This window comes from Phenylobacterium sp. (assembly GCF_036402295.1).
Classification (GTDB): domain Bacteria; phylum Pseudomonadota; class Alphaproteobacteria; order Caulobacterales; family Caulobacteraceae; genus Phenylobacterium.
On the sequence record NZ_DASWTE010000282.1, the window covers coordinates 1 to 13215 of the forward strand.

A 13215-nucleotide genomic window follows, 5' to 3' on the forward strand; every position below is an offset into this window, starting at 1 on the left:
GGCGTGCCCATGCCGCTCTCGGCGATGTGGTCGGCGTAGTTCAGGCCGATGGCGAAGATCTTGCCCGGCCGCGGGATCGGGGCCAGCAGGCGCAGGTCGCTCATGGCCAGCGTCTCGGAGCCGGCCTCGCCGATGGCGCGGACCTCGCGCTCGACCATCGGCCAGCGCGCGATCAGCTCGATCATGTTGACGGCCAGGGACGGCGCGGCGCGGCTGATCGAGACGATCTTGCCGTCCAGCACGATGCCGATCTCGGGCGGGCCGCCCGCGGTGAAGGTGGCGAGTTTCATGGGGTATCCGTTCTCAGGCCATGGTCGGCGGCGGCGCCGGCCCCCACTGGACGGCCAGCAGGTCCTGCAGGGTGGCGGTGTTGGAGCCGTCGGCGGCGGTGAACAGGTCGCCGTCCGTCCAGTGCTCGAGCGTGTGGCCCCAGGGGTCGCGCCAGTAGTCGAAGACCTGGCTGCCCAGGACGTGGCGGCCGACGCCCCACTCCGGTGTGCGGCCCGCGGCCTTCAGCCGGTCGTGGCCGGCCATCAGGTCGTCAAGGTCGGCCACTTCGAACGCCGCGTGGTTGAAGCCGGGCCCCTTGGGCGCCTGCACGAGGAAGAGCGTGTGATGGTCGGTGGGGACGTCGCCGCGGTCGCAGCGCAGGAAGGCGCCGATGGAGAACTCCGGCGACAGCGCGATCTCGTCCGAGGTGATGAAGCCGAAGCGGTCCTTGTACCAGGCCTCGGAGGCGCGGAAGTTCGAGACGTTGAGCACGCAGTGGCCCAGGCGGACCACGTGGGCCGCGCCTACGCCGGTGCGCTTCACCGCCCGCTGCCGCGGCCGGCCGGCGGCGGAGTTCCAGGGCGGCCGCGCCGGCAGAGCCAACTCCGGCGCGGCCGCCTGGCCGGCCACCACCTCGACAACATGTCCGTCCGGATCGGTGAGCCGCACCACCTGGCCGCCGCCCGGCGCGTCGAGCGGCTCGACCTTGACGCCTTCCGCCTCCGCCACCACCTCCAGGTCGGCAAGTGAGGACGCGCGCAGACCCACACCGGCGAAGCCCGGCTCGCCCGGTTCGGTGACATGCAGAAATGGCGCGGGCCCCGCGCCGCGGGCGTAGAGTTTTTCCCCCGCGGTCTGGGGGACCAGTCCGAAATCCTCGAGGAAGCCGGCCATCTCGGCCAGGTCCGGCGCCCGGAAGCGCACGAAGGCGATGTCTTCGACCTTGATCAGGCTCATGTCGTGGCTCTGAATTGACTACTTGGTCATTTCACTTGGAGAAGGTCGCGTGATGTGTCAAGCAGTGTATTGACCGTTTCGTCACACGAGGCCGTGATGCCTGCCGTCTTCCAGGGCGACCTCTACGCCCGCGCCGCCCTGCGCGACCCCTATCCGCTGTACGAGCGCCTGCGCGCCATGGCCCCCGCCGTCTGGATGCCGAAGCGCCGGATGTGGGCGATCGCGCGCTACGACGACGTCCGCGCGGCCCTGCGCGCCGCCGACGTGCTGGTCAGCGGCCGCGGCGTCGCGGCCAACGACACCGTCAACAGGCTGTCCTCGCCGGTGACGCTCACCAGCGACGGCGAGGCCCACGACCGGCGCCGCCTCACCCTGATCCAGCCGCTGACGCCCGCGCCGCTCAAGGACCTGCGACCGCGGCTCGAGGCCGAGGCCGCGAACCTGGTCGACGGGCTGGCCGATGGCCGCACCTTCGAGGCCATGTCGACCTTCGCCGCCCACCTGCCGGTGACCATCGTGGCCGAGCTGGTGGGCCTGGACGCCTGGGCCCGGGCCCGCATGCTCAAGTGGGCGGCCGCGGCCTTCAACTCACTGGGCGTGATGAACCTGCGAGGCCTCGCCGCCGTGCCGGTGATGCAGGGGCTGGGCCGTTACGTCCGCAACCTCGACCGCCAGGGCGTGACCCCCGGCGGATGGGCCGATCGCCTGTTCGACGCCGCCGACCGCGGCGACATCAGCCGCACCGAAGCTCGCGCGATGATCATCGACTACGTGGCCCCGGCGCTGGACACCACGATCCTCGCCACCGGCCAGATGCTGTGGCGGCTGGCCACGACGCCGGGCGCCTATGACGCGGTCCGCGCCGACCCATCGCTCATCCCGGGCGTCGTGAACGAGGCGGTGCGCATGGGCTCGCCGATCCGCGGCTTCACCCGCTACGCAGCCAAGCCGTTCGAGCTGGACGGCGCGGCCATCCCCGCCGGCGACCGGGCGCTGATCCTCTTCGCCTCGGCCAACCGCGACCCGGACAAGTACCGCGACCCCGACCGCTTCGACGTGGCCCGAAACCCGCGCGACCACGTCGGCTGGGGCCACGGCACGCACACCTGCGTGGGGATGCACCTTGCGCGGCTGGAAATGGAGATTCTGCTCGCAACCCTGGTGCAACGGGTCGAGCGCATCGAGACCGACCGCCCGACGCCGGCCTGGAACAACGTCCTGCAGGGCTTCGCGAGGTTGCCGGCGCGCCTGGTCCCTGCCGCGGCGTGACCCTGGCCGCCGGAACGGCGATGGCCTAGCGTCGGCGGCCTTGAGCACGGGGCGCCGACATGCTGACCGTTCATCACCTGGGGATCTCGCAATCCGAGCGCATCGTCTGGCTCTGCGAGGAGCTGGGGATCGACTACGAGCTCAAGCGCTACGACCGCCGCGCCGACAACCGTCTGGCGCCGGACGAATACAAGGCGCTGCACCCGATGGGCATCGCCCCGGTGATCACCGACGGCGACCTCGTGCTGGGCGAGAGCGGCGCCATCTGCGACTACATCTGCGCCAAGTACGGCGACGGCCGGCTGTCGCCCGGGCCGGACGACCCCGACTTCGCCGACCACCTGTTCTGGTTCCACTGGTCGAACGGCACCTTCATGACCACGCTGATGATGCACCTGGTGCTGGCGGGCGGCGGGGGCGACGCGAACCCCGCCTCGGTGTTCGTGAACGACCGCAGCCGGCGCGGTTGGGAGATGGTGGAGAAGCGCCTGGGCGAGACGCCCTACTTCGGCGGCCGGAACCTGACCACCGCCGACATCATGATGGTCTACTGCCTCACCACCAGTCGGGCGTTCCGCGGCCTCTCGATCGACGGCTACCCGCACCTCAAGGCCTACCTGGCCCGGATCGGCGCGCGGCCAGCCTACCAGGCGGCCATGGCCAAGGCCGAGCCCGGCATGGCGCCGATGCTGGGGTAGCTCAGCGCTCGGCCAGCCCGTGCTGCCGGAGCCGCCAGATCAGGGTCTCGATCCGGTCCTGACCGAAGAACGGCTCGTCCTGGAAGACGAAGGTTGGCACGCCCCAGTGCCCCACCTGCTCCATGCGCGTGTGGCTGGCCTGGATCGCCGCCTCCAGCCGCTCGGCGTCGGTGACGATGGCCGCGTCCAGCTCGGCCAGGTCCAGGCCCGCCCGCTCCGCCGCCCTGGCCAGGTGGTCGCCTTGGTCCCAGCCCGGCGTGTCGCCGCCCCAGATGGTGCGGCTGATCTCGCAGATGAACGGCACGCCGCGCCCGCACTCCGCCGCCGCCTGGCCCAGGTGGGTGAGCCGGCGGATGTAGGGCTGCTCTTTCGGGATTTCGCGCGTCGCCATGTTCATGACGATCGGATCCGGCCGCGGCGGGCCGAACGGCATTCCCAGCTTCTGCGCCTCGCGGAACGCGTCGCGCACCACGTACATCGGCCAGCGCGGGTCCTGCCGTTCGAAGAACCCGTCGACCCGCACGGCCAGCGGATAGACCGGCCGCACCTTCAGCTCCACGTCATAGCGCGCCGCCATGTCCGCGAGCCGGGGCGTGGCCAGGTACGAATAGGGGCTGCGGAAGGACCAGAAGACCTCGACCTCGAGCGTCATCGACAAAACTCCGTTCGGCGGCTCTTGCGTTTCTGACTTTTTTGTCCAACATTGACGATGTAGTCAACGAAGAACGCTATCATGACCGAGCCCAAGACCGAACGCATGGACCGCCGCCGCGTGCGCACCCGCGCCGCCCTGCTGCGCGCCGGCCAGAAGCTGTTCGCCGAACGCTCGGTGGACGGCGTGAGCATCGACGACATCGTGGCCGCCGCCGAGGTCGCCAAGGGCAGTTTCTACAACCACTTCCCCGACAAGGAGGCGCTGGCCCGGGAACTCTCCGACGTCGCGCGCACCTCGATCGAGGAGATGGCGGCGACCTTGTCCGTCGGCGTCGATGATCCGGCCGAACGCGTTGCCCGCGCACTCTGCGCGTTCGCCCGCTCGGCCGTGGAAAACCCAGTCGGCGTCGGCGCCATGCTGCGCCTGTTTCACGGCGCGGGCATCCCCGATTTCCCGATGAACCGCGGTGTCCGCGCCGAGGTGCATGCGGGCATCACCGGTGGCCGCTTCAGCGGGCTGTCGGTCGAGGCCGGCGTCCTCCTCACCGTCGGCGTCGCCCAGATCCTGACGGCCCGCATCCTCGAGATGGGCGGCCGTCGCGACGAGGCGCAAAACCTCGCCCGAGAGCTCGTATTCGGGATGCTGCGGGGCCTCGGCCTCGAGTCCGCTTCCGCCAAGGCGATCGCCGCAAAGGCCGCCGCCGACATCTTCGCCGGACCCTCCCCAGCCGGCTGATCCCCACCACACTTCCAGGACCACCCCATGAGCAAGATCACCCGTGTCCTCGTCACGGTCTACGCGGCGCTGTTCGCCGTCGTCGGCCTTGGCTTCTGGGCCGCTCCCGCCCTGCTGGCCCAGCGCTTCAACGTCGAAGGCCTGGGCATCTCCGGCCTCTCCACCATCCGCGCCGACCTCGGCGGCCTCTTCCTCACCCTCGCCGGTCTGTGCTTCGTGGGCGTGCAGACCAGGCGGCGCTCGCTGCTGATCGCCGCGGCGCTGATGCTGTCGGCCATCGTCGTCGGCCGGCTGATCGGCTGGGCGACCAGCGGCGAGCTCGCCGGCCTGGCCGGCATGCTGGCCATCGAGATCGTCGGCGTCGCTGTCCTGGCCGCGCACGTCCGCACCCTCAAGCTGTGGCCTGACGAGGCGCCGCCGAAATTCCTGAAGACGCTGGCGGCCGTCGCGGCCGTTCTGCTCGCCATCGGCGGCCTCGTGGCCATCGCCGGCCACACGCCGGCGGTCCAGGACCGACTGTTCGCCCGCGCCTCCGAGGCCGCGATCCAGCGCAACAACGCCGCCCTCCTGAAGGACGACGCCCTGCGTGTGGCGCTCTGCGGCACGTCCTCGCCGCTGCCCAGCCCCAAGCGCGCCAAGGCGTGCGTGGCGGTCATCGCCGGCGGCAAGATGTGGATCGTCGACAGCGGTCCAGAGTCGACCGAAAACCTCATGCAGTGGGGCATTCCGCTCGACCGCGTGGCGGGCGTGCTGATCACCCACTTCCACTCCGACCACATCGGCGATCTGGACGAGCTGAACCTGCAGACCTGGGTCGCGGGCCGTCCTGCCCAGCTCGCGGTCTACGGCGGTCCGGGCGTCGAGCAGGTCGTGGCCGGCTTCAACGCCGCCTACGCCCAGGACGAGACCTACCGCACGGCGCACCATACCGCCGCGTTGCTGCCGCCGGCGACCGCCACCATGGTCGGCCACCCGGTCGCGATGCCGGCGACCGGCCCGCGCACGGCGGTCGTCCACGACGACGGCCAGCTCAAGATCACCGCCATAGAGACGAACCACGCCCCAGTGGCGCCGGCCTACGCCTACCGCTTCGAATACAAGGGCCGCTCGGTCGTGGTTACCGGCGACACCACCACCGACCCGCGCCTGATCGCCGGCTCGCGCGGCGCAGACATCCTGTTTTCCGAGGCGCTGAACCGCGACATGGTCCGCACCATGGAGCGTACGGCGCGCGCCGCCGGCCGCGACCGCATCGCCCACATCATGGCGGACATCCAGAGCTACCACATCGCGCCGGATGAGGCCGCCGACGTGGCGAACAAGGCGGGCGTGAAGCTGCTCGTGCTCTACCACCTGATCCCGTCGCCGGATAACTTCATGGCCCGGCGGATCTTCACCCGTGGCCTCGATGGCGCCCGCCGCGGCGAGTGGGACCTGGCCGAGGACGGCAGCCTCTACACCCTGCCCGTCGGCTCCCGCGACTTCCGCATCGGCCGCGTGCAGCCGGTGATGCGCCTCCCCTGATCGCCTGAACCCTAGACCCTGCGTCGTCCCGGCCCGCCCCCGCGGGTCGGGACGCTCGCGTTCCCCCAAAGGACTTCCCCCATGCTCCTCGAAACCGCCGCCGGCGCCCTTGCGCTCGGCGCAGGCGCCTTTGCGCTCGTTCCCGCCGCCGCCCGCGCCGCGGGCCTGCATCGCCCCTACCGCGGCCCCGTCTACCGGATGCCCGCCGGGGCCCGGGCGCTGATCGTCACTACCAGCCACGCGACGCTCGGCGATGCCGGCCGCCACACCGGCGTATTCTCGTCAGAGCTCACCGGCCCCTACTACGCCTTCGACGACGCCGGCATGACGGTCGACGTCGCTTCGATCGACGGCGGTGAGGTGCCGTTCGATCCGATGTCGTTCCGCTGGGGCGTCGCGGCTCCGATCGCCGCGCCCGCCGGGACGCCGCCTTCCAGGCCAAAGTCGTCCGCAGCCGCTCGGTCGGCGCGCTGGCGTTCGAGGCCTACGACATCGTCTTCCTGGCCGGCGGCTGGGGCGCGGCGTACGACCTCGGAACCTCGTCCGTCCTGGGGGAAGGGATCTCCCGCGCCTGGGCGGCCGGCCGCGTCGTCGGCGGCGTGTGCCACGGGCCGCTGGGCCTGCTGCTGGCGCTTGACGAAACCGGCCAGCCGTTGGTGCGGGGCCGCAAGGTCACCGCCGTCACCGACCGCCAGGTGCGGCAGCTGCGGATCACCGCCACGCCGACGCACCCCGAGCGCGAGCTGCGGGCGGCCGGCGCCGTCTTCGAGTCTCGCACGCGGAAGCTGGAGATCCTGGCCACCCACGTGGTCGCCGACGGCCGTCTGGTCACCGGCCAGAACCAGAACTCGGGCGAGGCCTGCGCCCAGCTGATGATGGCCGTCGCGGGGGGCCTGCCCAGCGGGGCTTGAGTCCGAAAATTACGGAAATTTAGTCCGAAAACCTGGGTTCGCGCTCTTGCGTTATCTGACTATTTCGTCTATTTATGACCAATCAGTCAGATCGAACTTCCCCCCGAGAGCGACATGACCACCGAACTTCTGGAACCCCGGACGGAGCCGCGCTGGCCCGCGCACTCCCCCCAACGGCCGGCCCAGACCGCCGCCCGTCCGGCGCCGCAGGCGCTTCCCCCCGAGCGCTGCGAGCCCGCCGCCCACGCCCCCTCCCCGGCGTGGGCGGCCCCCCTTTCCGATGCGACGGCAGAGGCCCGCGTGGTCGAGGCCAATGCCCACGTCGAAGGGCCGGGCGCCCGCGTGGCGCGGACACTCTGCGTGCTGGTGCGCTACGCACTTGACCATCCGGTCGAGGCCCGCGTGCTGGCCCGGCGCTTCGCCGTGTCGGGCGTGGCGCGGCGCGTCCGCCTCGACGTGACCGAGGGCTGGGCCCTGGGCGCGTTCAAGGCCCGCGACCTCGAAACCGCCGAGCTGGCGGCCCTGGGCGTCGTGGAGATCGCCCTGCAGCGCGCCCTCGACTGCGGCCCCGACCCGGCCACGCCGCTCATCACCCGCGAGCTCGCCTTCGGCCTGCTCCGGGCGCTGGGTCTGCCGGACAGCGTAGCGGGCGCCCATGCCCGCGACGCGGCGCTCGAAATCCTGATCACGCCGCACTGACCCCCCACGGCGCCGGGCCTCCGGCGCCGCGCCTGATCCTCCCCCGAAAGAGACCGCCATGACCCCCTCCCGTCCGGCGGCGCGCAGCCTGCGCGCCGTCCTTCTCGGCGCGTGCGCCGCGCTCAGCCTGGCCGCCTGCGCCACCGTTCCCGACCTGGGCCCCAAGCCCCAGGTCAAGACGTTCGCGCCGCCCGCGATCGAGCTGCCGCAGGCCGAGTGGCCGGCTGACGCCTGGTGGGCCGCCTACAAAGACCCGCAGCTGACCCAGTTGATCGAGGAGGCGCTGGCCGGCTCGCCCGACATGGCCACCGCCGCCGCCCGCATCCGCAAGGCCGACGCCATCGCCCAGCAGGCCGGCGCCGCGCGCTATCCGTCGCTGACCGCCCAGGGCCAGGCCACTCGCACCCGCCGCAGCCAGGCCGAGGGCCTGCCGGAAGGCATCATTCCCGACGGCTGGAACACCGCTGCCCAGGGAGCGCTGCAGCTCTCCACCGAGCTCGACCTCTGGGGCAAGACCCGCGCCTCCCTAGCCGCGGCCACATCCGAAGCCGAGGCGACCCGCGCCGACGCGGCCAATGCGCGGCTCGTGCTCTCGACGGCGGTGGCCTCGGCCTACGCCGAACTCGCCGGGCTGCACGCCGACGCGGCCGCCGCCGCCCAGGCGCTGAAGGCGCGCAACGAGACCGAAGAGCTGATGACCCAGCGCCACGCCCAGGGTCTCGAGACCCTGGCCGCCGTGAAGCGCGCCACCGCCAACCGCGCCCAGGCCATGAGCGATCTGGGCGCCGCCGCCGAGGGCCTGGCCATTGGCCGCAACCGGCTGGCCGCTCTCACCGGCGCGGGCCCGGCGCGCTCGTTGCGGATCACGGCCCCGACGCTGGCCATGACCTGGCGCTTCGGTCTGCCCGCGGACCTGGGCGCCGAGCTGATGGGCCGCCGGCCCGACGTGGTGGCCGCGCGCCTGCGCACCGAGGCCGCGGCCAAGCGGATCAAGGTCGCCAAGGCCGACTTCTACCCCAGCGTCCGGCTCTCGGCGCTGATCGGCGTGCAGTCGCTCGGCCTCGCCCAACTCACCGACGGAGCTTCGACCTACGGCTCGATGGGCCCGGCGGTCAGCCTGCCGATCTTCACCGGTGGTGCGCTACGCGGCGCCTACAAGGGCGCACGCGCCGACTACGACATGGCCGTGGCGGCCTACGACGCGACCCTGATCCGGGCGCTGAACGAAGTGGCCGACGCGGCCGTCATGGCGGCGGCGCTGGAACCCCGGGCGCTGCGCGTTCGCGAGGCCCTGGCCGCCGCCGAGGACGCCTACAGCCTGACGCTCACCCGCTATCGCGGCGGCCTCGCCACCTACCTCGACGTGCTCTCAGCCGAGGACGCCGTGATCGCCGCCCGGCGCTCGCAGGCCGACCTCGAGACCCGCGCCTTCTCGGTCGACATCGCCCTGGTCAAGGCCCTGGGCGGCGGCTTCCGCGAGCCCAATCCGAAATCCTGATCCTCCCCGAACCCGAAAGAGCCTCCCGATGAACAAGCCCCTCTCGCCCGCCGACTTCCAGGTCGAGACCCCGACCGCCGACGCCGAGGACTCCAAGGCCAGCGCGCTGCTCAAGAAGCGGAAGAAGCTCTTCCTGCTGCTGGGCGGCGTCGCCCTGAAGGTCGGCATCGGCTGGGCCGCCTACGCCGTCTTCGGCGCCGGCGGCTACGCGACCACCGACAACGCCTACGTCGGCTCCGACTCGGCCCAGGTGACGCCGCGCGTCGAAGGCGCGGTCGCCCAGGTGCTCGCGGCCAATACCCAGTCGGTCCAGAAGGGCCAGGTGCTGGTCATCCTCGACGACGCCGACGCGCGCCTGCAGCTCGCCGAAGCCGCGGCGGCGCTCGCCCAGGCAGAGCGCCGCGTGCAGGGCTGGATGGCCAACGACCGCCAGCTCTCGGCCCAGATCTCCGCCCGCGGCGCCGACCAGGTCCGCGCCCGCGCCCAGACGCAGGCGGCCGCGGCCGACCTGGAGCGCGCCCGGCAGGAGTACGCTCGCCGGAACGCGCTTGAGGAGACCGGCGCGATCTCCGGCGAGGAGTTCACCAAGAGCCTGAACGCCCTGAAGCAGGCCGAGGCCGCGTTCGCCACGGCGAAGGCTTCCGAGGCCCAGGCGCTGGCCAACCGCTCGGCCGCCGTCGGCGCGCTCGACGCCAACCAGGTGCTGACCGCCGGCGCCGGCGTCGCGAACAACCCGGAAGTGGTCGCCGCCCGCGCCCGCTACGAGAAGGCCCGCCTGCAACTCGAGCGCACGGTCATCCGCGCGCCGGTCGCGGGCGTGGTCACCGGCCGCCAGGTCCAGGTGGGCCAGCGCATCCAGCCGGGCGCCAACCTGATGACCGTCGTGCCGGTGCAGGAAGCCTACGTCGACGCCAACTTCAAAGAAGGCCAGCTCGCCAAGGTGAAGGCCGGCCAGAAGGTGGAGCTCGTCAGCGACCTCTACGGCGACAAGGTGAAGTTCCACGGCGTGGTCGTCGGCATGTCCGGCGGCACCGGCTCGGCCTTCGCCCTGATCCCCGCCCAGAACGCCACCGGCAACTGGATCAAGGTGGTCCAGCGGGTCCCCGTCCGCATCCGCCTCGACCCCCAGGAGCTGAAGGCGCACCCGCTGCGCGTCGGCCTCTCGATGGAAGCCAAGATCAAGCTCTCGTAGCCGCGCCCGATCCAGCGCACCGACCTCACCCCCAACAAGGCGCTCCGCCATGTCCGCCATCACTGCCGACGCCCAGCCCGCCAAGGGCTCCGCGTCGATCTGGATGATCGGGATCCTGCTCGCCACGGCCAACTTCCTGGCGGTGCTGGACACGACCATCGCCAACGTCTCCATCCAGAACATCTCGGGCGACCTAGGGGTCTCGGCCAGTCAGGGCGCCTGGGTCATCACCTCCTACGCCGTGGCCGAGGCCATCAGCGTGCCGCTGACCGGCTGGCTCGCCGGTCGTTTCGGCGCGGTGCGGGTCTTCGCCACCTCCATGGTGGGTTTCGGCATCTGCTCGGCCCTCTGCGGGCTCGCGCCGAGCCTGGGCCTGCTGGTGCTGTTCCGCGTCCTGCAGGGCCTGTTCGGCGGCCCCCTGCTGCCGCTGTCGCAGACGCTGCTAATGCACATCTTCCCGAAGAAGCAGCTCCCCGCCGCCATGGCGCTGTGGGTCGTCACCACCCTGACCGCGCCGGTCGCCGGTCCGATCCTGGGCGGCTACCTCTGCGACAACTTCGGTTGGCCCTCGATCTTCTGGGTCAACGTGCCCATCGCGCTGATCGCCGCGCCAATCGTGTTCGGCATGCTGAAGTCGAAGGAGACCGAGCTCCAGAAGGCCGCCAAGGTCGACTACGTGGGCCTGGGCCTGCTGGTCGTCTGGGTCGGCGCGCTGCAGCTGATCCTCGACCTCGGCAAGGAACACGAGTGGTTCGCCTCGCCGATGATCGTCACGCTGGGCGTTGTCGCGGTCCTCGGCTTCTTCGCCTTCCTGATCTGGGAGCTGACCGAGAAGAACCCCATCGTCTCGCTCCGGGTCTTCCGCAGGCCAGGCTACGCGGTCTGCGCGCTCACCATGGCGCTGGGCTACGGGGCCTTCATGGCGGCCAATGTCCTGACGCCGAACTGGCTGCAGGCGTCCATGGGCTACACGGCCACCCAGGCCGGGATGGCGTGTTCCACCTTGGGCATCTTCGCGATTATCGCCGCGCCCATCGTCGCCAAGCTGGTCAACCGGGTGGACGTCCGGGCTCTGGTCTGCGGCGGCCTGGTGTGGCTGGCGGCCATCTGCCTGTTCCGCGCCGCCGGCACGTCGTCGATCACCTTCGGCTGGGTCGCAGGCCTGATGTTCCTGATGGGCGCCGGCATGCCCTTCTTCTTCCTGCCGCTCAACACGCTGGCGCTCTCCTCGATCGACGAGGACGAGACCGCAGCGGGCGCAGGTCTGATGAACTTCATCCGCACTGTCTCGGGCGCCTTCGCCACCTCCATGGTCAACACGGCCTGGGAGGACGGCGCCCAGCAGAAGCAGGACCAGCTGTCGGGCACGCTGAACGGCGCCCAGGCCGCCATGGACCGCATGGTCGCCGCCGGCGGGCTGACCGCCGACCAGGCGCTCTCGAACCTCACCGGGATCGTCCAGGGCCAAGCCGTGATGCTGGCGACCAACCAGCTGATGGGGACCTCCGCGATCCTCTTCCTCTTCGCAGGCCTCGCCATCTGGCTGGCCCCGAAACCCGCCCGTCTCGCCGAGGCCTCCCTCGGTCACTGACGGGCCCAGTACCCCCGCGTTCCAACCTCCCCGAAACCAAGAGAGAATCCCAATGCCGAAGTATCTGATCAACTCCGCCGCCGCCCTGGGCCTCGCGGTCGCCTTCGCCGGCGCCGCCGCCGAGGCCGGTCCCGCCGGCAAGGTCGTGGTGATGGAGTCCGCCGCGGCCACCATCGCCCCCGGCTCGACCTGGGCCTGGGCGCCGTTCACGACCAGCTCGCCCGACCCGCGCGTGGCCAACGATATCGTCCAGGAGCGGACGACCCGCGCCGTCGAGGCCTCCATGGCCAGCCACGGCCTGCGCCGTTCCAGCCGCGCCGACGCCCGCTACCTGGTCACCTACCACGTCGCCGTCGCCAACAAGGTGAAGGTCGACTCGACGCCCAATTCGGGCTCGGTCTGCGGCTTCCGCGGCTGCGTCCGCGGCTACGGCTCGGCCATCGACATCAAGCAGTACGCCGAGGGCACGCTCGTCATCGACATCATCGAGCGCGACACCGGCCGACTGGTCTGGCGCGCCGCCTCGAAGAAGAAGGTGACCGAGAAGGACATAACCCAGGCGAAGATCAACGCCGTGGTCGCCGACATGACCAAAACCCTGCCGAAGGCCTAAGCTTGACCGGAGGCGTCGCCCACGGGCGGCGCCTCCCCCTTCTTCCGGAGCCTCCCGTGACGCCCCTCCTGATCCAGCGCCTGATCTCAGTCCCGTTCCTGGGGCTGGGCGGCTGGTGCCTGTTCTTCCCCAGCATGGTCGAGAAGCTCACCCTGCAGCCGGCCTATCAGCACAACAGCGAGACCTCCGCCCTGCTGATCGGCTGCTTCGGCGCCCAGGCGGTGCTGTCGGGGCTGTTCGCCTACTTCAGCCGGTTCACGCGGACGACCTTCCTCGTCTACGCGATCGCGCTCCTGCCGTTCTTCTGGTTCAACTACTGGTTCGTATTCGTCACGCCGATGTTCAACAGCTGGCTGGCGTTGGATTTCGTCTCGAACCTGGCGATGCTGGCGCTCTGCGTCCTGGGCTGGCGCAAGTCGGCTAGCGCGTGACCGGCGCGCCCATTCGGGCCCGGATCATCAGCATCTGGCCTCGCTCCTCGATCTCCATCGCCGCGTCGTAGGTGGCCGCCTCCAGCGCCGCATCCAGGGTGCGCTTGGTGATGCGGAGCGCATCGGGCGCCGCGCGGATCATGTCCTTCGCCAGCGCCAGGCCCTTGTCGTC

Annotated in this window: 15 protein-coding genes and 1 pseudogene; 11 read left to right on the forward strand and 5 right to left on the reverse strand. The window is 71.1% G+C overall.

The window, feature by feature from the left end:
* Together VGD44_RS16860 and VGD44_RS16865 are read right to left on the reverse strand one after the other, a co-directional pair.
* A pseudogene (locus VGD44_RS16860) lies at positions 1–290 on the reverse strand (5-carboxymethyl-2-hydroxymuconate isomerase); the annotation flags it as partial.
* 13 nt (positions 291–303) lie between these two features.
* Positions 304–1227 (reverse strand): VOC family protein, encoded by a 924-nt coding sequence (locus VGD44_RS16865; protein ID WP_331089196.1) that lies wholly within the window; start codon positions 1225–1227, stop codon positions 304–306.
* A 96-nt stretch (positions 1228–1323) separates the two neighbouring features.
* Here VGD44_RS16865 and VGD44_RS16870 point away from each other — a divergent pair, with 96 nt between their 5' ends.
* Together VGD44_RS16870 and VGD44_RS16875 are read left to right on the forward strand one after the other, a co-directional pair.
* Positions 1324–2496 carry a cytochrome P450 gene (locus VGD44_RS16870; protein ID WP_331089198.1) on the forward strand — a complete coding sequence of 391 codons (1173 nt, stop codon included), beginning with the start codon at positions 1324–1326 and terminating at the stop codon, positions 2494–2496.
* A gap of 59 nt (positions 2497–2555) precedes the next feature.
* The gene (locus VGD44_RS16875; RefSeq protein WP_331089200.1) at positions 2556–3194 is read left to right on the forward strand and encodes a glutathione S-transferase family protein; all 639 of its coding nucleotides are present in this window, start codon (positions 2556–2558) and stop codon (positions 3192–3194) included.
* 1 nt (position 3195) lies between these two features.
* Here VGD44_RS16875 and VGD44_RS16880 read toward each other — a convergent pair whose 3' ends face one another.
* Positions 3196–3846: a 2-hydroxychromene-2-carboxylate isomerase gene (locus VGD44_RS16880; protein ID WP_331089202.1), complete on the reverse strand. Its 651-nt coding sequence runs from the start codon at positions 3844–3846 to the stop codon at positions 3196–3198.
* 105 nt (positions 3847–3951) lie between these two features.
* Between VGD44_RS16880 and VGD44_RS16885 the strand changes: the two genes are divergently transcribed.
* Entirely contained in the window at positions 3952–4584 is a 633-nt protein-coding gene (locus VGD44_RS16885) for a TetR/AcrR family transcriptional regulator (protein WP_331089204.1), read from the forward strand.
* Between the two features lie 27 nt (positions 4585–4611).
* Entirely contained in the window at positions 4612–6108 is a 1497-nt protein-coding gene (locus VGD44_RS16890) for an MBL fold metallo-hydrolase (RefSeq protein ID WP_331089206.1), read from the forward strand.
* Between the two features lie 302 nt (positions 6109–6410).
* Here VGD44_RS16890 and VGD44_RS16895 read toward each other — a convergent pair whose 3' ends face one another.
* The gene (locus VGD44_RS16895) at positions 6411–6716 is read right to left on the reverse strand and encodes a hypothetical protein (protein ID WP_331089208.1); all 306 of its coding nucleotides are present in this window, start codon (positions 6714–6716) and stop codon (positions 6411–6413) included.
* On the opposite strand from VGD44_RS16895, the gene VGD44_RS16900 reads away from it, so the two are divergent.
* From VGD44_RS16900 to VGD44_RS16930, 7 genes are all read left to right on the forward strand, one after another.
* Positions 6609–7019: a hypothetical protein gene (locus VGD44_RS16900; protein ID WP_331089225.1), complete on the forward strand. Its 411-nt coding sequence runs from the start codon at positions 6609–6611 to the stop codon at positions 7017–7019. The genes VGD44_RS16895 and VGD44_RS16900 overlap by 108 nt on opposite strands.
* A gap of 114 nt (positions 7020–7133) precedes the next feature.
* Complete coding sequence (locus VGD44_RS16905) at positions 7134–7718, forward strand: hypothetical protein (protein ID WP_331089210.1); 585 nt, start codon at positions 7134–7136, stop codon at positions 7716–7718.
* Between the two features lie 58 nt (positions 7719–7776).
* Positions 7777–9216, forward strand: coding sequence for an efflux transporter outer membrane subunit (locus VGD44_RS16910; RefSeq protein WP_331089212.1), 1440 nt, complete (start codon positions 7777–7779; stop codon positions 9214–9216).
* Between the two features lie 28 nt (positions 9217–9244).
* A complete protein-coding gene (locus tag VGD44_RS16915; protein WP_331089215.1) occupies positions 9245–10408 on the forward strand; it encodes an HlyD family efflux transporter periplasmic adaptor subunit in 1164 nt (387 codons plus the stop codon).
* A gap of 49 nt (positions 10409–10457) precedes the next feature.
* Positions 10458–11999, forward strand: a complete 1542-nt coding sequence (locus VGD44_RS16920) for a DHA2 family efflux MFS transporter permease subunit (protein ID WP_331089217.1) — start codon at positions 10458–10460, stop codon at positions 11997–11999.
* 52 nt (positions 12000–12051) lie between these two features.
* Positions 12052–12612, forward strand: coding sequence for a DUF4136 domain-containing protein (locus VGD44_RS16925; RefSeq protein WP_331089219.1), 561 nt, complete (start codon positions 12052–12054; stop codon positions 12610–12612).
* Between the two features lie 56 nt (positions 12613–12668).
* A complete protein-coding gene (locus tag VGD44_RS16930; protein ID WP_331089221.1) occupies positions 12669–13043 on the forward strand; it encodes a hypothetical protein in 375 nt (124 codons plus the stop codon).
* Here VGD44_RS16930 and VGD44_RS16935 read toward each other — a convergent pair.
* Positions 13033–13215 (reverse strand): hypothetical protein (locus tag VGD44_RS16935; protein WP_331089223.1); only part of this gene is annotated, 183 nt, incomplete at its 5' end. The two genes, VGD44_RS16930 and VGD44_RS16935, sit on opposite strands and share 11 nt — an antisense overlap.